An 18646-nucleotide genomic window follows, 5' to 3' on the forward strand; every position below is an offset into this window, starting at 1 on the left:
GATACATGTTCGAACAGGTCGAAGGGCTGATCGCGGAGCACGCGCGGCTGCAGGAAGAACTCGCGGATCCCGCACTGCACGCAGACGCGTCGCGTGCGAAGAAGGTCAACCGGCGATACGCCGAACTCAGCAAGATCAAATCGGCTCACGAGCACTGGCAGCAGGTGGGCGACGACCTCGAGGCGGCCCGCGAGCTCGCGAAAGAAGATGAGGCGTTCGCCGAGGAGGTCCCGGAACTCGAGGCCAGCCTGGCGGAGGCTCAGGAGCGCGTGCGGCGCCTGCTCATTCCGCGCGACCCCGACGACGCCAGAGACGTCATCCTCGAGATCAAGGGCGGCGAAGGCGGCGCCGAGTCGGCCCTCTTCGGCGCCGACCTGCTGCGCATGTACATGCACTACGCGGAGTCCAAGGGCTGGAAGACGGAGATGATCGAGGCCGACGAGAGCGACCTCGGCGGGTACAAGAACGTGCAGATCGCCATCAAGGCGAACGCGGCGGATCCATCGCAGGGCGCCTGGGCGCACCTCAAGTACGAGGGAGGCGTGCACCGCGTGCAGCGCGTTCCCGTGACCGAATCGCAGGGGCGCATCCATACGTCGACGACCGGTGTGCTCGTGTACCCCGAAGTGGACGAGCCGGAGGAGGTCGGGATCAACCAGAACGATCTCAAGATCGACGTGTACCGGTCGTCGGGCCCCGGCGGTCAGTCGGTGAACACGACCGATTCGGCCGTGCGCATCACGCACCTCCCGACGGGCATCGTCGTGGCGATGCAGAACGAGAAGAGCCAGTTGCAGAACCGCGAGGCCGCGATGCGCGTGCTGCGAGCGCGACTGCTCGCGCGTCAGCAGGAGGAGGCCGCGGCAGAGGCCAGCGCGCACCGGTCGAGCCAGATCCGCACGATGGATCGGTCGGAGCGCATCCGCACGTACAACTTCCCCGAGAACCGCATCGCCGACCATCGCACCGGATACAAGGCCTACAACCTCGACCACGTGATGAACGGCGCGCTCGACGCCGTCATCGAGTCGTGCATCCGTGCCGATGAGGAGGCGCGCCTGGCCGACCTCGGACAGGAGTAGGCGCGCCAGGCCCAGGCCCAGGCCCTGGCCGTGGGCCTGGTTCTGGTTCTGGACCTGGCCCTGCCTCTCACCGAAGCGCCCCGGGCCACGCGCCGAACCGCGACCCCGCAACCCGAACCGCGACCCTGCACCCTGGAGAAATCGCGCACCACAGGCCCGGGGAAGGGCAGGAGGCCGGTACGCTGAACCCATGTCAGATGCCGTGCTGCCGCTCGTCGGTCCCCTGGTCACTCTCCGCGCCCCCGGCCCGGCCGATCTCGACCCGCTCGTCGCGATTCTCGACGAGCCGGAGGTCTCGCTCTGGTGGGTGGGCTACAGCCCGCAGCGCGTGCGCGCCGAGTTCATCGACGCCCCGGACGTCGCGCGCATCATCGAGGTGGAGGGGCAAACCGCGGGGGCGATGTTCGTGCTGCGCGGGGAAGATCCCGAGTATCCGACGACGGTGATGCACCTGTTCATCGGCACCGTGTTTCGCGGGCGGCGCATCGGCGAGGAGGCGCTGGCGCTCGCCATCCGCTCCGAGTTCGCGGAGGGGATCACGCGCGTGACTCTGGACCCGAACGTGAACAACCCGGGTGCGATCCGCAGCTACGAGCGCCTGGGGTTCCAGCGCGTCGGCGTGCTCCGCGATTACCAGGTGCGACCCGGTGGGGCGCTCGAAGACGCGCTGCTGCTCGACCTCACGCGATCCGACTTTCCCGACGGCCCGCCGCTCCCGTCGCGCGCTTGAGCTCTGCCCGCGGCGGTAGCATGGCACTATGCGCGCTGCCCGTCCGATCCTTCCCTGGGTCGTCTGGGGAACCGCGGCGCTCGCCTACGCGATAGCGATCATCAACCGCTCGTCGCTCTCCGCCCTCGGCCCGGCGGCGCAGGAACACTTCGGCATCGATGCGACGACGCTGGCCTCGTTTCCGGTGATCCAGTTGCTGGTGTACGCCGGCCTGCAGATCCCGGTGGGAGTGCTGCTCGATCGCATCGGGCCGCGCGCGATGATCCTCATCGGGGGCGTGCTGATGATCGTCGGACAGGCGGCCATGGCGACCGTACCCGAGGTGTCGCTCGCCATCGTCGCGCGCGTGCTCGTGGGCGCCGGTGACGCCTGCACGTTCATCAGCGTCATGCGCATGCTGCCCGAATGGTTCTCATTGCGGCAACTGCCGACCATCAGCCAGGCCACCGGCCTCATCGGGCAGTCGGGTCAGCTCGTCTCGGTCGTGCCGCTCGCCGTGCTCGTCGGAACCGCCGGTTGGATGGGCGGGTTCCTCGGCCTCGCCGCCGTCGGGTTGCTGGTCGTGATTCTCGGCGTCGTCGTGCTGCGAGATGCGCCCGGCCAGGAGACACTGCTCGAGCGGGTCACGGGGAGGCGGGGTCGCACGACCGAGAATGCGCGGTCGTTCGCCGACACGCGCACGGCCGCGATGGCCGCGGTGCAGCCGCCCGCGACTGAGATGATCCCCGTGATCTCCGAGGTTCGGGTGCGCGGACTGGGGTTCTGGAACCGCGCGCGGCGGCTGCTTCGACTGCCCGGCGTCAGGCTCGCGTACTGGGTGCACTTCGCCTCGCCGTTCGCAGCGAACGTGTTTCTGCTGCTCTGGGGAACCCCGTTCCTCGTCGGCGGCCTCGGGCTCGATGAGGCGGACGCGCGCGGTCTGCTCAGCCTCACCGTCATCTCTTCGATGGTGGCGAGCGTGGTGCTCGGCCCGTTGAGCTCTCGCTTCATCGAGCGCCGCGTCTGGTTCAATCTCGGCATCACCGTCGCGATCGCGCTCGTCTGGACATCGGTGATCGTCTGGCCAGGCACGCCGCCGCTCGGTCTCGTACTGGTGCTCCTGCTGATCCTGCCGCTCGGGGGACCGGCTTCGATGATCGCGTTCGAGGTGGCCCGGTCGCACACGCCTCGGAGCTACGCGGGGTTCGGCACGGGGCTCGTGAACACGGGCGGGTTCACGGCGTCGCTGCTCGTGATCCTGCTCATCGGTCTGGTGCTCGACGTGCAGGGCGCCGGATCGCCCGAGAACTACTCGCTCCACGCCTTCCAGGTGGCGTTCGCCGTGCAGATCCCGTTCTGGGCGCTGGGCATCGTCATGATCATCGTGGAGCAGCGGCGCACGAAGCGCTGGATGGACGAGAACGGACGCACGCTGCGCTGATGGCGTCGCGTCCCGCTCAGATCACGTAGAAGTCGGCCATGTCCGGCTGCTCGATCGGGGCACCTCGCCGCGGTCGCCCCTGCGCGGGGATCCCGGTGAGCGTGGTCCACGGCGGTGCCGACCGCACGACCACGGCGTTCGAGCCGATCGCGCTGTCGTGCTGGATCTCGATGTCGCCGAGCAGTTTCGCCCCGGCGCCGATGATGACCCGGTTGCCCACGGTCGGGTGCCGCTTGCCGCGGTCATGCCCGGTGCCTCCGAGGGTGACGCCGTGGTAGATGAGCACGTCGTCGCCGATGACGGCGGTCTCGCCGATGACGACTCCCATGCCGTGGTCGATGAACAGTCGGCGGCCGATCGTGGCCCCGGGGTGGATCTCGATACCGGAGCAGAATCGGGATACCTGGGAGATGGCGCGCGGCACGAACCGCATGCCGCGCCGCCACAGCGCGTGCGACACGCGATGCCACCAGACGGCATGGAGGCCTGAATACACGAAGAACACCTCCGCCGCACTGCGCGCTGCTGGATCGTGCGCGCGGGCGGCGGAGATGTCTTCACGAATGCGGGAGAACACGCTCATCTCGTAGGGGGTGTCTGCGTCGTCAGATTCCTGCAGCCTCAGGCATCGAGGTCCTCGAAGAGCACCGTCGAGAAGTAGCGTTCACCGAAATCAGGGACGACGACGACGATCTTCTTGCCGGCGTTCTCGGGGCGCTTGGCGACCTCGGTGGCGGCCCAGACGGCGGAGCCGCCGGAGATGCCGGCGAGAATGCCCTCGTCCGTTGCGAGCGCGCGCGCCTTCGCGATGGAATCGGCGAGCGTGACGTCGATGACCTCGTCGTAGACCTCGCGGTCGAGGATCGGGGGAACGAAGTTCGCGCCGAGTCCCTGGATCTTGTGGGGACCAGCGTTGCCCTCGGTGAGCAGCGGCGAGTCGATCGGCTCGACGGCGATGACCTGCACGTTCGGGTTCTGCTCCTTCAGGTACCCGCCGGCGCCGGTGATGGTGCCCCCGGTGCCGATTCCCGCGATGAAGATGTCGACCGAGCCATCGGTGTCGTTCCAGACCTCCGGCCCCGTGGTGGCGCGATGGACTGCCGGGTTCGCGGGGTTCGCGAACTGCTTCGCGAGCACAGCGCCCGGCGTGTTCGACGCGATCTCCTCGGCCTTCGCGACGGCGCCCTTCATGCCGAGGGGGCCCTCGGTGAGCACGATCTCGGCGCCGTAGGCGCGCAGCATCTTGCGGCGCTCGATGCTCATGGTCTCCGGCATGGTCAGGATCACGCGGTAGCCGCGGGCCGCGCCGACGAAGGCGAGTGCGATCCCGGTGTTGCCGCTCGTGCCTTCGACGATGGTGCCGCCGGGCTGCAGATCGCCCGACTGCTCTGCGGCGTCGATGATGGCGATGCCGATGCGATCCTTCACCGAGCCGGCCGGGTTGTAGAACTCGAGCTTCGCGAACACCTCGGCGCCCGCATTCTCAGTAACGCGGTTCAGTCGGACGAGGGGCGTGTTGCCGAACGCCTGCGTGATGTTGTCGTAGGTCCGTGCCATGGTGCTGCATCCTCCTGGGGTCGAATCGTTGCGGGCCGCTGGGGCGGCGAGGCCTCCTCAAACTATATCGATCGGTTATCCCTCGCGTTCGCAGACGTTATGCAGCAAGTCGCAGTGTGACGCCGAGCGCCAGATGGCGTCGAACGTGCGCCGCACGACGGCTCGCGACCGATGTGGGAGGGTGGAGTCATGCTTGACGAACAGGGCGCTGCCCCGACGGCGACCGCACGGGTCGATGTGCTGCTGGACGCGATGCGGCAGCGGATGCTCGCCGGGGGAATCGAGGATCCGTCGGCCGATGCCGAGCTCATCCTCGGGCACGTGCTCGGCGAGTCGCGCGGCCGGGTGCAGGCGCTGGCCGTGATGCGGGCAGAGATCACGCCTGCTGACGCGGCAGCGGCGGTGGAACTCACGGAGGAGCGCGCTCGGCGGGTCCCGCTGCAGCACCTGACCGGCCGCGCGCCGTTCCGATCCATCGAGCTCGCGGTCGGTCCTGGAGTCTTCGTGCCGCGCCCCGAAACGGAGGTCGTCGCCCAGCTCGCGATCAATGCGCTGCAGCTGGTCCCGGATCCCGAGCCGATCGCCGTCGACCTCTGCACGGGGAGCGGCGCGCTCGCCCTGGCGATGGCGCACGAAGTCCCGAGGGCCCGCATCTGGGCGGTCGAGATGAGTCGCGAGGCCTTCGCCTGGGCGGAGCGGAACGTCGCAGAGTGGGGCGACGGTCGCGTGTCGCTGGTGCAGGGGGACGCGACCGCTCTGGAGGAGATCGCCGACCTCGCGCCGCTCGCGGGGCGCGTGCACGTACTGGTGTCGAATCCTCCATACGTGCCGAGCGGCATGGTGCCCCGCGATCCGGAAGTGCGGGATCACGATCCGCAGCTCGCGCTGTACGGGGGAGAGGACGGCCTCGACATCGTTCGGAGCATCAGTCGGTCGGCGCGCGCACTCGTCGTCTCCGGGGGAACCCTCGTGATCGAGCACGCGGAGTCGCAAGGGCGCGCGATCCGGGAGCTGTTGACCGCGGACGGCTGGCGCGCAGCCGCGACCCATCCGGATCTCACCGGGCGGGACCGGGCGACGACCGCCCTGCGATGAGAGGCCGGGCGGGCGATCCAGTCGGTCCCGTGCGCGACAGGAGTAGACTGGCGAGCTATGGCCGAGTTCTTCGATTGCTCCGATAGTTCGCAACTGCTCGCCGGTACGCGCACCGCACGGCAGGCGATTGGCCGGGGTGAACTCGTCGTCGTTCCGACCGACACGGTCTACGGCGTCGCCGCCGATGCCTTCAACCCCGATGCGGTGCAGCGCCTGCTCGACGCGAAGGGTCGCGACCGGCAGTCTCCGCCACCGGTGCTGATTCCGAACACGGATACGCTCGCGGCCCTCGCCGCTGAGGTCGTCGCCCCCGTTCGCGCCCTGGCCGACGCGTTCTGGCCGGGCGCGCTCACGATCATCACGCAAGCCAACCCGCTCCTCAGCTGGGATCTCGGCGAGACCGGGGGCACCGTCGCGCTCCGCATCCCGCATCAGCCGCTCGCGCTCGAGTTGCTCCGTGAAACCGGGCCCCTCGCCGTCTCCTCGGCCAATCTGACCGGTCGGCCGGCGGCGCGCACGGCGGCCGAAGCGCAGGAGATGCTCGGGGACTCCGTTTCGGTCTACCTGGACGCTGGCCCGGCGGCCGGCGACGGCGTCGCGTCGACGATCGTCGATGCCACGCGCCTGACCGAGGACGGCGGCGAGATCCGCATCCTGCGCGAAGGCGGCGTCTCCCGCGATCTGATCGCGGAACTGCTGCCGCAGGTCGTGTTCGGGGAGTAGCGTGCTTGCCTACGTGACGGTCGTCGCGGTCGCGGCTCTCGTCACTGCGGTCGCCTCCTGGGGAGTGCTTCGGCTGAGCCGCCGCTTCCATTGGACGCCGGAAGTGCGCGCCCGCGATGTGCACACCGCCCCGACGCCACGACTCGGCGGGGTCGCGATGTTCCTCGGGATCGTCGCAGCCTTCGCGGTCGCGAGCACCCAGCACGAGTTCGCGTCCCTCTTCGCCCAGCGCAACCAGATGTGGGCCTTGCTCGGTGCCTGCGGCATCATCGCCGTGGTCGGCGTGCTCGACGACCTGCTCGACCTCGACTGGATGATCAAGCTCGCCGCGCAGCTCGTCGCGTCCGGCATTCTCGCGTGGAGCGGCATCCAGATCGTCTCCCTGCCGTTCGGGGACACGCTGATCATCGGCTCCCCGGTGGTGAACTTCCTCCTCACCGTGTTCTTGATGACGCTGGTGATGAACGCCGTCAACTTCGTCGACGGCCTCGACGGCCTGGTCGCGGGTGTCGCGATCATCGCGAACTCGCTATTCTTCATCTACACGCGTCTGCTCAACGACCAGATCGGGCGCGTCGACTCGGTCATCCTCGCGAGCCTCATCGCCATCGTCATCGTCGGCATCTGCGTCGGATTCCTGCCGTTCAACTGGCACCGCGCGCGGATGTTCATGGGGGACACGGGAGCGCTGCTCGTCGGGCTGCTGATGGCGACGTCGACCGTGTCGGTGACCGGGCAGCTGAATCCGGCCTCCCTCGATCAGAAGCTCGTGCTCGCGAGCTACATCCCGATCATCCTTCCGATCGCCGTGCTGGCCCTGCCGCTCGCCGACTTCTCGCTCGCGGTCGCACGACGGCTGCGCGCGGGGAAGAGCCCGTTCACGGCGGACCGACTCCATCTGCACCATCGCCTGCTGGACATGGGCCACTCGCCGCTCCAAGCGGTCTGCATCTTCTACGCGGGCACGGCAGTGCTCTCGGTCGCGGTGCTGCTCGTCTTCACGACTCAGAGCTTCGTACTGCCTGCGGTCGTGCTGGGCATCGGGGGAGCGGCGACGTTCGCGCTCCTGATGTACCCGGCCCGTCGCGTCCGTGCAGCTGCGGCACGGAAGGGCTTGGTACCGTTGACGCGACGGCCCACCCGAGCCGACGCCGCCGGCGTCGATCAGCTCGCCGAGCAGGCGCCGCCGAAAGGATCCCAGAGTGAGTGATCTCGCGCAGCCGAACGAGACCGACCCTCGGCCGATGCCGTCCTCCCAGCCCGTGCTGCTGCGCGCGCTGCGGTGGGGCCTGGTCGTCACCGCGGCCCTGATCGTGGTCTTCGCGGTGATCGGGTACCTCGCGTCCGGTCAGCCGGGCCTCTGGGGCGGAGTCATCGGAACCGCGCTGGGCGGCCTCTTCCTGATGATGACGGTGGGCAGCATCGCGTTCGCGAATCGATTCATCGAGCGCGACTTCTACATCACGGCCTTCTTCGGCATCGTGCTCGGAAGCTGGGTCTTCAAATTCATCGTCTTCATCGTCGCCGTCGTCCTGCTGCGCGACGCCGAGTGGCTCGATACGCGGGTCATGTTCTTCGGCGTGATCGCGAGCGTCATCGCCTCGCTGGTGCTCGACGTCGTGGTCATCTCGCGCTCGCGCATCCCGATCATCTCGGATACCCGGCGATCCTGAACCTGTGATCACACCGTTCCGAGTTTCTTCTGGAGCGGAAAGGTTGATACACTCAAGTATGTTCCCTGCTGGGCTGGTTGCGCTGTGCCACCGCCGCCCCGGGGGCACGACCACCGTTCGACACCGTGCTGGCTGATGCCGCACCGAAGTCAGGAGAATGGCGCTGTTCGCTAACGCTATGCACCTCGTGGCCCCCGTACTTTTCGCGGCCGAAGAGGGTGAATTCCACGCGCCGACGATGGCCGAGTTCTTCCCCGACATCGTGCTCTTCGAAGGTACGCCGTTCGCGATGAACCGGATCATGCTGATCCGTGTCCTCATGATGGTCGTACTGCTGCTCCTCTTCTGGCTCGGCACTCGCCGGATGCGTGTCATCCCGACGCGCGGGCAGTCCCTTGCAGAGATGGCGCTCGATTTCGTGCGCGTCAACATCGCTGAGGACCTGCTCGGAAAGAAAGACGGACGCCGCTTCCTTCCCATCCTTACCGCCATCTTCTTCACGGTTCTGGCGTTCAACATCACGGGCATCGTCCCAGGGTTGAACATCGCGGCCAGCTCGGTCATCGGCTTCCCGCTGACGCTCGCGGCGGTCTCGTACGTGACCTTCATCTACGCGGGCATCAAGAAGAGCCCGGGCAACTTCTTCAAGAACGCGCTCTTCCCGTCAGGCGTGCCGAAGGCCATCTACATCATCGTGACGCCGATCGAGTTCGTCTCGACGTTCATCATCCGTCCGGTCACGCTCACGCTCCGACTGCTGATGAACATGCTCGTAGGCCACCTGCTCCTGGTCCTGCTCTTCGCAGCGACGCAGTTCTTCCTCTTCTCGGGCGAGGGCTTCTTCAAGCTCTTCGGCGTCGGCACGTTCGCATTCGGTGCGGCGTTCACGCTCTTCGAGATCCTCGTGGCCGTTCTGCAGGCCTACGTCTTCGCACTTCTCACCGCCGTCTACATCCAGCTCGCGCTGGCTGAAGAGCACTAACCAATCGGGTTCGGCAACCGCCGCACTCACATACGGAAGGAAACACATACCGTGTCTGTTCTCGCTGAAATCTCGGGCAACATCGCAACCGTCGGTTACGGCCTCGCTGCCATCGGACCCGCCATCGGCGTGGGTATCGTCGTCGGCAAGACCATCGAGGGTGTCGCCCGCCAGCCCGAGCTCGCCGGCCGCCTCCAGGTCCTCATGTGGATCGGTATCGCGTTCACCGAGGCGCTCGCGTTCATCGCGATCGCGACGCCGTTCATCTTCGCTGCGTAAGCCGCTTTCACCTTTCCCTAGTCTCGAAAGGGAGGCTCGATGAATAACGCAGTCTTCGTTGCAGCGGAGGAGGGCGCGAACCTCAATCCGCTCTTCCCCGCAACGTACGACATCGTGTGGTCTGCGGTCGTCTTCGCCATCATCCTCGTCGCATTCTGGAAGGTCTTCCTTCCCAAGATGCAGACGATGCTCGATGCTCGCGCAGAGGCGATCGAAGGCAACATCGCCAAAGCCGACGAGGCTCAGGCGAAGGCCGAGGCCGCACTCCAGGAATACACCGCCCAGCTCGCGAGCGCTCGGCAGGAGGCCGGCGAGATCCGCGAGTCGGCTCGTCTCGACGCGAACAAGATCGTCGCAAAGGCGAAGGAGGATGCGGTGACCGAGCAGGCACGCATCACCCACGCCGCGCAGGCGCAGATCGAGGCCGAGCGCCAGAGCGCTGTCGTCTCGCTCCGCAAGGACGTGGGCTCGCTCGCCATCGACCTCGCCTCGAGCGTGGTCGGCGAGACGCTCACCGACGACCAGAAGGCTTCGGCGCTCGTCGATCGCTTCCTGGCCGACCTCGAAGCATCCGAGAAGGCGGCTCAGTAATGGGAAGCGCGTCACGCGAAGCACTGGCCCAGGCGCGAACCGCGCTCGGGTCCGGTCTCGACACGAACGCCGGCGGTGAGCTGCTGCAAGCGGCGAGCCGGGTTGCTGAGAGCCCCGCGCTCGCAGCGGCGCTCGGCGATGCTTCGGCTCCGGCCGAGGCGAAGTCGCAGCTGGTCGAGCGACTCTTCAGCGGTCTCTCCGCTGGCGCGCGCTCAGTACTCACCGCTGCCGTTCAGGCCCGGTGGTCGAATGTCGCCGAGTTCGTCTCGGGCGTCGAAGAGCTCGGCATTCGTGCGGAAGGCGCCGTGAACCCTGCGCTCTCCGATGAGCTCCTCGCTGCGGTCGATGTGATCGATCGCAACCATGAACTGCAACTCAGCCTCGGCAGCAAGCTGGCAGACCCTGCCGGCAAGCTCGCCCTCGTGCAGCGCCTCTTCCAGGGGAAGACATCGGCTTCGGCCCTGACCGTCCTCTCGCATCTCGTCGCAAGCCCGCGCGGTCGGCGTCTCGACGCCACGCTGCGTCAGGCAGCACGCCTCGCGGCGGATGAGGCCGGCAGCGAGCTCGCAACGGTCACCGTTGCGACGCCGCTCACGGCGGAGCAGCAGCAGCGTCTGGCACGCGCACTCGAGCAGTCGGCGGGGCGCCCCGTGCGCATCACGACCGTGGTCGACCCGACTCTGGTCGGTGGAATCCGGGTGCAGATCGCCGATGACGTGATCGACGGAAGCGTTCGCGCGCGGCTCGCCGATCTCCGACAGCAGCTCGCTGCATAGCGACAACTTTTCACCCCCGGGGGCTGCGCTTCCGGAACAGACAGAGGAAACGAAATGGCAGAACTCTCAATCAGCCCGGATGAGATCCGTAACGCGCTGAAGGACTTCGCAGCGTCGTACGAGCCCACCGAGGCTGGCAAGACCGAGGTCGGCACGGTCGTCGACGCCGCTGACGGCATCGCGCACGTCGAGGGACTCCCGGGCGTGATGGCGAACGAACTGATTCGCTTCGCGGACGGCACCCTGGGTCTCGCGCAGAACCTGGAAGAGAACGAGATCGGTGTGGTGGTGCTCGGTGAGTTCACCGGCATCGAAGAGGGCCAGCAGGTCACCCGCACCGGCGAGGTGCTCTCCGTTCCCGTTGGCGAGGGCTACCTCGGCCGCGTGGTCGACCCGCTCGGCAAGCCCATCGACGGACTCGGCGAGATCACCGGAATCGAAGGCCGTCGCGCCCTCGAGCTCCAGGCTCCCGGCGTCATGCAGCGCAAGTCGGTGCACGAGCCTCTGCAGACCGGCATCAAGGCGATCGACGCCATGATCCCCGTCGGCCGTGGCCAGCGCCAGCTCATCATCGGCGACCGTCAGACCGGCAAGACCGCCCTCGCGATCGACACGATCATCAACCAGAAGGCGAACTGGGAATCGGGCGACATCTCGAAGCAGGTGCGTTGCATCTACGTCGCGATCGGTCAGAAGGGCTCGACCATCGCTTCGGTGAAGGGCGCGCTCGAAGACGCCGGAGCGATGGAGTACACGACCATCGTGGCATCCCCGGCTTCGGATCCCGCTGGCTACAAGTACCTCGCCCCCTACACCGGCTCGGCCATCGGCCAGCACTGGATGTACGCGAGCAAGCACGTCCTCATCATCTTCGACGATCTGTCGAAGCAGGCTGAGGCCTACCGCGCGGTATCGCTGCTGCTGCGTCGTCCGCCGGGGCGCGAGGCATACCCGGGTGACGTCTTCTACCTCCACTCCCGTCTGCTGGAGCGGTGCGCGAAGCTCTCCGACGAGCTGGGCGCGGGTTCGATGACCGGTCTGCCGATCATCGAGACGAAGGCCAACGACGTCTCGGCCTACATCCCGACCAACGTGATCTCGATCACCGACGGCCAGATCTTCCTGCAGTCCGACCTGTTCAACTCGAACCAGCGGCCCGCGGTCGACGTCGGCATCTCGGTGTCGCGCGTGGGCGGCGACGCTCAGGTGAAGTCGATCAAGAAGGTCTCGGGTACGTTGAAGCTCGAGCTCGCTCAGTACCGTGCGCTCGAGGCGTTCGCGATGTTCGCGTCGGACCTCGATCCGACCAGCCGCAGGCAGCTCGCCCGCGGTGCGCGCCTCACCGAGCTCCTCAAGCAGCCCCAGTACACCCCGTACCCGGTCGAAGAGCAGACCGTGTCGATCTGGGCGGGTACCAAGGGCTTCATGGATGACGTTCCGGTGGAGGACATCCTCCGCTTCGAGCGCGAGTTCCTCGACTACCTCGGACGCAACTCCGAGGTGCTGGGCACGCTCCGCACGACGAACGTCCTCGCCGACGAAACCGTCGCCGAGCTCGAAAGCCAGATCGGCAAGTTCACGAGCGAGTTCCGCACGTCGAGCGGTCAGAGCCTGGCCGAGCAGTTCGACGCGATCGACGAAGCCGAGATCCAGCAGGAGCAGCTGGTCGTCAACAAGAAGTAGGGATCAGTGGGCGGGGACGATCGTCCCCGCCCACCCCGAACCTTGATCACCAGCCAGCCCCAACCACTACAGGAGAGACATGGGAGCGCAACTTCGGGTCTACCGGCAGAAAATTCGTTCTGCCCAGACGACCAAGAAGATCACCCGTGCGATGGAGCTGATCGCGGCATCTCGCATCCAGAAGGCGAAGGCGCGCGTCGAAGCTTCGACGCCGTACACGACCGCGATCACACGCGCGGTTTCTGCCGTCGCCACGCACTCGAATTCCGACCATCCGCTGCTCACCGAGGCTGAGAAGGTCGAGCGCGCAGCGGTCGTCATCTTCACTTCGGACCGCGGCCTCGCAGGCGCCTTCAACTCGCAGGTGCTGCGCGAAGCCGAGGAGCTGAGCGAGCTGCTCCGCAGCGAGGGCAAGGACGTCGTGTACTACCTGATCGGCCGCAAGGCCCAGGGGTACTTCTCGTTCCGCCGTCGCGCCTCCGAGCGCGTCTGGACGGGCGACACCGAGAACCCGACGTTCGAGACCGGCAGCGAAGTCGCTGAAGCGCTGCTCGAGATCTTCGGGCGCCCCGCTGCTGAAGGCGGAGCGCAAGAGATCCACCTCGTCTACAACCGCCTCATCAGCATGGTCAGCCAGGTGCCGCAGGTGCACCGCCTGCTGCCCCTGCAGATCGTCGAGGGCGTGGCCGAGGCAACCGATGCACCGGAAGCCTTGTACGAGTTCGAGCCGGATGCAGACACCGTGCTCGACCGCCTGCTTCCCGCCTACATCGAGTCGCGCGTGTACAACGCGATGCTCGAATCGGCCGCAGCGAAGCATGCTGCGACGCAGAAGGCGATGAAGTCCGCAAGTGATAACGCCGACACGCTGATCCGGGATTACACCCGCCTCGCGAACAACGCGCGCCAGGCGGAGATCACCCAGCAGATTTCCGAGATCGTGGGCGGCGCTGACGCGCTGTCCGGTTAAAACAGCACGAAGAGAGAGAATCATGACCGAAACCGCCGCAGTGGCGACTGAGGCCACCAAGGTTGTCGGGCGGATCGCTCGAGTCACCGGGCCCGTCGTCGACATCGAGTTCCCCCACGATGCGATTCCCGCCGTTTACAACGCTCTCGAGACGAGCGTCGACTTCGGTGACGGCACCGCGTCCTCGAAGCTCGTTCTCGAGGTCGCACAGCACCTCGGAGACAACCTCGTCCGCGCCATCGCTCTGAAGCCCACCGACGGTCTCGTCCGTGGCCAGGAAGTGTTCGACACGGCAGGCCCCATCAGCGTGCCCGTCGGCGACATCACCAAGGGCAAGGTGTTCGACGTCTCGGGCAACGTGCTCAACCTCCCCGAGGGTGAGACCATCGAGATCACCGAGCGCTGGGGCATCCATCGCACCCCGCCGGCGTTCGACCAGCTCGAGTCGAAGACCGAGCTCTTCGAGACCGGCATCAAGTCGATCGACCTCCTCACGCCCTACGTGCAGGGTGGAAAGATCGGCCTGTTCGGCGGCGCGGGTGTCGGCAAGACCGTCCTCATCCAGGAGATGATTCAGCGCGTCGCGCAGGATCACGGCGGTGTGTCGGTGTTCGCCGGCGTCGGCGAGCGCACCCGTGAGGGCAACGACCTCATCCACGAGATGGAAGAAGCGGGCGTCTTCGACAAGACCGCGCTCGTGTTCGGCCAGATGGACGAGCCGCCGGGAACGCGTCTTCGCGTCGCCCTCTCGGCGCTGACCATGGCGGAGTACTTCCGCGATGTGCAGAAGCAGGACGTGCTGCTGTTCATCGACAACATCTTCCGCTTCACCCAGGCCGGTTCCGAGGTCTCGACGCTGCTCGGCCGTATGCCCTCCGCTGTGGGCTACCAGCCGAACCTCGCAGACGAGATGGGTGTGCTCCAGGAGCGCATCACCTCGACGCGCGGTCACTCGATCACCTCGCTGCAGGCGATCTACGTCCCCGCCGACGATTACACCGACCCGGCTCCGGCGACGACCTTCGCGCACCTCGACGCGACGACCGAGCTGTCGCGCGAGATCGCATCGAAGGGTCTCTACCCGGCGATCGATCCGCTGACGTCGACCTCGCGCATCCTCGACCCCCGCTACTTGGGCGAGGATCACTACCGCGTCGCCACCACGGTCAAGGCCATCCTGCAGAAGAACAAGGAACTCCAGGAGATCATCGCGATCCTGGGTGTCGACGAGCTCTCCGAGGAAGACAAGATCACCGTGTCGCGCGCACGTCGCATCCAGCAGTTCCTCTCGCAGAACACCTACATGGCGAAGAAGTTCACCGGTGTCGAGGGCTCGACGGTTCCGCTCAAGGAGACCATCGAGTCGTTCGATGCCATCGCCAAGGGCGAGTTCGACCACGTTGCAGAGCAGGCGTTCTTCAACGTCGGCGGCATCAACGATGTCGAGGAGAACTGGGCGAAGATGCAGAAGGATCTGGCCTAAACGATGGCGCTGAACGTGAGCGTCGTCTCGGCCGAGCGTCAGGTCTGGGCGGGTGAAGCCTCCCAGGTCATCGCGAAGACGGTCGAAGGCGAGATCGGTATCCTCAGCGGCCACGAGCCACTGCTCGCGCTTCTGGCGAAGGGCGAGGTGCGCGTGACCACCGCTGGCGGCGAGAAAGTCGCGGTCGAGGCGGAGGGCGGGTTCCTCTCGGTCGACCACGACACCATCACCATTGTCGCGGGACGCGCCACCGTAGCGTAGTCCCCAACACCAGCGAACGGCCGGTCATGCCCTCCACGGGGCACTGATCGGCCGTTCGTTCGTGCAGCGCACGAAAGGTACGCATGTTCCTCCTGCTTCCGCCGTCCGAGACGAAGCGGCCCGGCGGCGCCGGCGCGTTCGACCCGGCACGGCTCCGATTCGCTGACGAGCTCGCCGAGTTCCGACGACGCGTGCGCGAAGCGCTCGAATCGCTGAGCAGCGACGAAGCGGCGGCAGCGAAAGCGCTGAAGCTCGGGGTGAAGAACCGCGCCGAGCTCGCGCACAACCGCCGACTGGGTGAGAGCGGCGTGCTGCCGGCGATCGAGCGGTACACGGGAGTGCTGTACGACGCCCTCGATGTCGCCACGCTCGATACGGCGTCCCGGAAGTGGCTCGACGATCACGTCGCTGTGCAGTCCGCGCTCTTCGGCCTGATCGGTGCGGGGGATGAGATCCCCGCGTACAGACTCTCCGCGAGCTCGCGTCTGCCGGAACTCGCCATGCCGCTGAAACGCCTGTGGAGCGGCGCACACGCTGCCATCTCGTGGGATGACGCCCCCGGCCTGGTGCTCGATCTCCGCTCACAGGATTACGCAGCTCTCGCCCCGCTCCCGGACGGTATCGGATGGTTCGTGCATGTCGCGCAGCGCAGCGCGGACGGCGAGGTACGCGCCCTGAACCACTTCAACAAGGCGGCGAAAGGCGATCTGGTGCGGCGCCTCGCGAGCGACCAGGCCGCCGTTTCAGATATGGACGCGCTCCTCAGCTGGGGCGCGTCGGCAGGGCTCGAGTTGCACGCCGACCCCGACGAGCGGACCCTCACGCTCGTCACGCAGCTCGGTGCTCCGGGCATGACCGCATCGCGGCAAGCGGATGCAGGGTAATATGGCTCGGGTGTCTATGAGAGGGAAGCTGTGACGGCTCGCGGAGAGAACGGAGTTCGGCGACGGCTGAACTATCGTGCCGGAGGCGATCTCGAGCTCGAACTCTCGTGGTTCGCGATGACGGACGTCGGGCGCCGTCGAGAGAACAATCAGGACAGCTACGTGACGGCCCCGCCGGTGTTCGCGATCGCGGACGGGATGGGCGGTCACTCCGCCGGCGAGATCGCCTCGGCAGCGGTCGTTCGACGTCTCGCCGAACTCGGCGGCAAAGACCTGGTGAGCGAGCAGGACATCGACGAGACGCTCGGCGACGCCGTCGACGACATCGAGCTCGACGCCGGCGACACGGAGCTCGGAGCAGGCACGACGGTGACCGGAGTCGTGCTCGGCACGGATCCCGAGCCGACGTGGAAGGTCTTCAACATCGGCGACTCCCGCGTCTACCAGTACTTCAAGGGTGCGCTGAGCCAGATCACCGTGGATCACTCGGTCGTGCAGCACCTCATCGATACCGGCGCGATCACCGAGGAAGAGGCGGAGGTGCACCCGCACGCCAACGTCATCACGCGCGCCGTCGGGTTCAACGAGGCACCCATTCCCGATTACACGTCGCTGGCGCTCATCGCGGGTCAGCGGCTGCTCATCTGCTCCGATGGCTTGACCAAGGAGCTGACCGATGTCGGCATCCAGCACTTCCTCGCGACGGAGGTCACTGCGGAGGCCGCCGCCCGCTCGCTCGTGCGGCACGCGCTCGAGAACGCGGGTCGCGACAATGTGACCGTCGTCGTCATCGATGTGCACGCGGTCGGAGATGTCGTCGACACCGGAAGCATCGAGGGATCCGGCATCGATCTCTCGGACCACACGGAGAGCGTGTGCTCCGAGGGCGACCGGAGCCGCGCTGCGGCGGCAGTGACATCGGCTCCGGTGCACACGCCGAGCCGGGATGGCCAGGACGAGGAGGACTGCGACGACGTCGAGCCCGTGATCCTCCCCGATGCGCCGAGCACGCCCCGCCCGGAAGAACGCTGAGCGCTGCGGCCCAGCGCTCGCCGAGGCGCGCCGCCGCGAGCCCCTACGAGCTCGCGACCGAGAACGACTCCTGCAGCACGGACATGACGTCGGCGATGAGTGCGTCACTCATCTTCAACGAGGGCAGGAAGCGAATCGCCTGATTGTGCACGCCGCTGCTCAGCAGCAGCACCCCCCGTTGCGCGGCCGCGTCGATGACTCGAGCGACGAGATCGGCGTCGGGTTCGAGCGTGCCGGGCTTCGTCACCTCGATGGCGAGCATCGCCCCCATGCCGCGCACCTCGGCGATCGCGGGGAAGCGTTCCTGAAGCTCGCGCAGGCCGGCCCCGAAGGAGGACTCGATGCGTCGGGCCTCGCCGAGCAGGCCGAGCGATTCGATCTGCTCGAAGACGGCCACGGCGGCCGCGCACGACACCGGATTGCCGCCGAAGGTTCCTCCGAGTCCGCCCGGCTGCGACTGGTCCATGATGTCGGCCCGGCCCGTGATCCCCGCGAGCGGCAGGCCTCCGGCGATGCCCTTGGCCGAGAGCACGATGTCGGGCACGACGCCGAACTGCTCGATCGAGAAGACCGTGCCGGTGCGCGCCATCCCCGCCTGCACCTCATCGGCGATGAAGACGATGCCGTTGGCGCGGCACCACTCGGCGAGCGCCGGGAGGAAGCCGTCGGCTGGCACGATGAAGCCGCCTTCACCCTGGACCGGCTCGACCACGAGGCATGCGAGGTCGGATGCCCCGGCCTGCTTCTCGAGGTAGGCGATCGTGCGCGAGGCGGCCTCTGCGCCGGTGAGTCCGTCGTGCAACGGGTAGGAGTTCGGCGCCTTGTAGATGTCGCCGACTCGCGGGCCGTACCCGAGCGCGTACGGCGCAGCCTTGTGATTCATGCTGCTCGTGAGGAGCGTGCGACCGTGGTAGGCGTGCTCGAGCACGGCGACCCCCGGCCGTCCCGTGAACTTCCGTGCGATCTTGACGCCGTTCTCGACTGCTTCGGCCCCCGAATTCATGAGCAGTGTCTTGTACGGAGCGCTCGCCGTCGACCCCGGTACGTGTTTCGCGAGATGCTCGGCGACCTGCACGTAGGGTTCGTACGGGGTCATCGTGAAGAGCGTGTGGGTGACGTTCTGCAGCTGGGCGGTCGCCGCCGCGACGACGCGATCATCAGTGTGCCCGATCGTGGTGACGCCGATGCCGCCGCAGACGTCGATGATCTGATTGCCGTCGACATCGATGAGGATCGAGTCGTGCGCGCGCTCGATGTACACGGGGAGCACGCTGTGCACGCCGGGAGGCACGACTGCGCGTCGCCGCTCGTGGATCTCCTTCGAGCGGGGCCCGGGGATCTCGGTGCGTACGAGACGCTCTTGAGGAACTGAAGATTCGGTGCTGACGGCTACGGCGCTGGTCGCTGAACTCATGGTCTCGATCC

Annotated in this window: 20 protein-coding genes; 17 read left to right on the forward strand and 3 right to left on the reverse strand. The window is 67.0% G+C overall.

Annotated elements, in window-relative coordinates:
* The first annotated feature begins 5 nt into the window (after positions 1-5).
* The 3 genes from prfA (at position 6) to WFH23_RS12790 (ending at position 3232) form a co-directional block, all read left to right on the forward strand.
* Positions 6-1082 carry a peptide chain release factor 1 gene (prfA, locus tag WFH23_RS12780; RefSeq protein ID WP_090150424.1) on the forward strand — a complete coding sequence of 359 codons (1077 nt, stop codon included), beginning with the start codon at positions 6-8 and terminating at the stop codon, positions 1080-1082.
* 190 nt (positions 1083-1272) lie between these two features.
* On the forward strand, positions 1273-1812 hold the full coding sequence (locus WFH23_RS12785; RefSeq protein WP_336662819.1) for a GNAT family N-acetyltransferase: 540 nt from the start codon (positions 1273-1275) through the stop codon (positions 1810-1812).
* A 28-nt stretch (positions 1813-1840) separates the two neighbouring features.
* Positions 1841-3232 (forward strand): MFS transporter, encoded by a 1392-nt coding sequence (locus WFH23_RS12790; protein WP_090150418.1) that lies wholly within the window; start codon positions 1841-1843, stop codon positions 3230-3232.
* 16 nt (positions 3233-3248) lie between these two features.
* Here the strand turns inward: WFH23_RS12790 and cysE are convergent, their stop codons facing one another.
* Complete coding sequence (gene cysE, locus WFH23_RS12795; protein ID WP_090150415.1) at positions 3249-3815, reverse strand: serine O-acetyltransferase; 567 nt, start codon at positions 3813-3815, stop codon at positions 3249-3251.
* Between the two features lie 38 nt (positions 3816-3853).
* Entirely contained in the window at positions 3854-4789 is a 936-nt protein-coding gene (cysK, locus tag WFH23_RS12800) for a cysteine synthase A (RefSeq protein ID WP_090150411.1), read from the reverse strand.
* 189 nt (positions 4790-4978) lie between these two features.
* Here cysK and prmC point away from each other — a divergent pair, with 189 nt between their 5' ends.
* From prmC to WFH23_RS12870, 14 genes are all read left to right on the forward strand, one after another.
* Positions 4979-5884, forward strand: coding sequence for a peptide chain release factor N(5)-glutamine methyltransferase (gene prmC / locus WFH23_RS12805; RefSeq protein WP_336662820.1), 906 nt, complete (start codon positions 4979-4981; stop codon positions 5882-5884).
* Between the two features lie 57 nt (positions 5885-5941).
* On the forward strand, positions 5942-6607 hold the full coding sequence (locus tag WFH23_RS12810; protein WP_211648677.1) for an L-threonylcarbamoyladenylate synthase: 666 nt from the start codon (positions 5942-5944) through the stop codon (positions 6605-6607).
* Position 6608: 1 nt separating this feature from the next.
* Positions 6609-7817 (forward strand): MraY family glycosyltransferase, encoded by a 1209-nt coding sequence (locus tag WFH23_RS12815; RefSeq protein ID WP_336662821.1) that lies wholly within the window; start codon positions 6609-6611, stop codon positions 7815-7817.
* Positions 7810-8280 carry a 3-oxoacyl-ACP reductase gene (locus WFH23_RS12820; RefSeq protein ID WP_336662822.1) on the forward strand — a complete coding sequence of 157 codons (471 nt, stop codon included), beginning with the start codon at positions 7810-7812 and terminating at the stop codon, positions 8278-8280. Before WFH23_RS12815 ends, WFH23_RS12820 begins: the two co-directional genes overlap by 8 nt.
* 178 nt (positions 8281-8458) lie before the next feature.
* Positions 8459-9262 carry a F0F1 ATP synthase subunit A gene (gene atpB, locus WFH23_RS12825; protein ID WP_090150397.1) on the forward strand — a complete coding sequence of 268 codons (804 nt, stop codon included), beginning with the start codon at positions 8459-8461 and terminating at the stop codon, positions 9260-9262.
* Positions 9263-9313: 51 nt separating this feature from the next.
* Complete coding sequence (atpE, locus tag WFH23_RS12830) at positions 9314-9541, forward strand: ATP synthase F0 subunit C (protein WP_010157574.1); 228 nt, start codon at positions 9314-9316, stop codon at positions 9539-9541.
* A gap of 39 nt (positions 9542-9580) precedes the next feature.
* Positions 9581-10132, forward strand: a complete 552-nt coding sequence (locus WFH23_RS12835) for a F0F1 ATP synthase subunit B (RefSeq protein ID WP_090150394.1) — start codon at positions 9581-9583, stop codon at positions 10130-10132.
* Positions 10132-10908 (forward strand): F0F1 ATP synthase subunit delta, encoded by a 777-nt coding sequence (locus WFH23_RS12840; protein ID WP_336662823.1) that lies wholly within the window; start codon positions 10132-10134, stop codon positions 10906-10908. The genes WFH23_RS12835 and WFH23_RS12840 overlap by 1 nt, the downstream gene beginning before the upstream one ends.
* A 54-nt stretch (positions 10909-10962) precedes the next feature.
* A complete protein-coding gene (atpA, locus tag WFH23_RS12845; protein ID WP_090150388.1) occupies positions 10963-12591 on the forward strand; it encodes a F0F1 ATP synthase subunit alpha in 1629 nt (542 codons plus the stop codon).
* A gap of 79 nt (positions 12592-12670) precedes the next feature.
* Positions 12671-13561 carry a F0F1 ATP synthase subunit gamma gene (locus WFH23_RS12850; RefSeq protein ID WP_090150385.1) on the forward strand — a complete coding sequence of 297 codons (891 nt, stop codon included), beginning with the start codon at positions 12671-12673 and terminating at the stop codon, positions 13559-13561.
* 22 nt (positions 13562-13583) lie between these two features.
* Entirely contained in the window at positions 13584-15044 is a 1461-nt protein-coding gene (gene atpD, locus WFH23_RS12855) for a F0F1 ATP synthase subunit beta (RefSeq protein ID WP_090150382.1), read from the forward strand.
* A 3-nt stretch (positions 15045-15047) separates the two neighbouring features.
* On the forward strand, positions 15048-15305 hold the full coding sequence (locus WFH23_RS12860; RefSeq protein ID WP_090150378.1) for a F0F1 ATP synthase subunit epsilon: 258 nt from the start codon (positions 15048-15050) through the stop codon (positions 15303-15305).
* An 83-nt stretch (positions 15306-15388) separates the two neighbouring features.
* Positions 15389-16189, forward strand: coding sequence for a YaaA family protein (locus WFH23_RS12865; protein WP_336662824.1), 801 nt, complete (start codon positions 15389-15391; stop codon positions 16187-16189).
* Positions 16190-16219: 30 nt separating this feature from the next.
* The gene (locus tag WFH23_RS12870; protein WP_090150372.1) at positions 16220-17221 is read left to right on the forward strand and encodes a protein phosphatase 2C domain-containing protein; all 1002 of its coding nucleotides are present in this window, start codon (positions 16220-16222) and stop codon (positions 17219-17221) included.
* Positions 17222-17264: 43 nt separating this feature from the next.
* On the opposite strand, the gene WFH23_RS12875 is transcribed toward WFH23_RS12870, so the two are convergent.
* Positions 17265-18635 (reverse strand): aminotransferase class III-fold pyridoxal phosphate-dependent enzyme, encoded by a 1371-nt coding sequence (locus WFH23_RS12875; protein ID WP_336662825.1) that lies wholly within the window; start codon positions 18633-18635, stop codon positions 17265-17267.
* Positions 18636-18646 lie beyond the last annotated feature (11 nt).

Source organism: Leucobacter sp. USHLN154, assembly GCF_037145595.1.
Classification (GTDB): Bacteria; Actinomycetota; Actinomycetes; order Actinomycetales; family Microbacteriaceae; genus Leucobacter; species Leucobacter alluvii.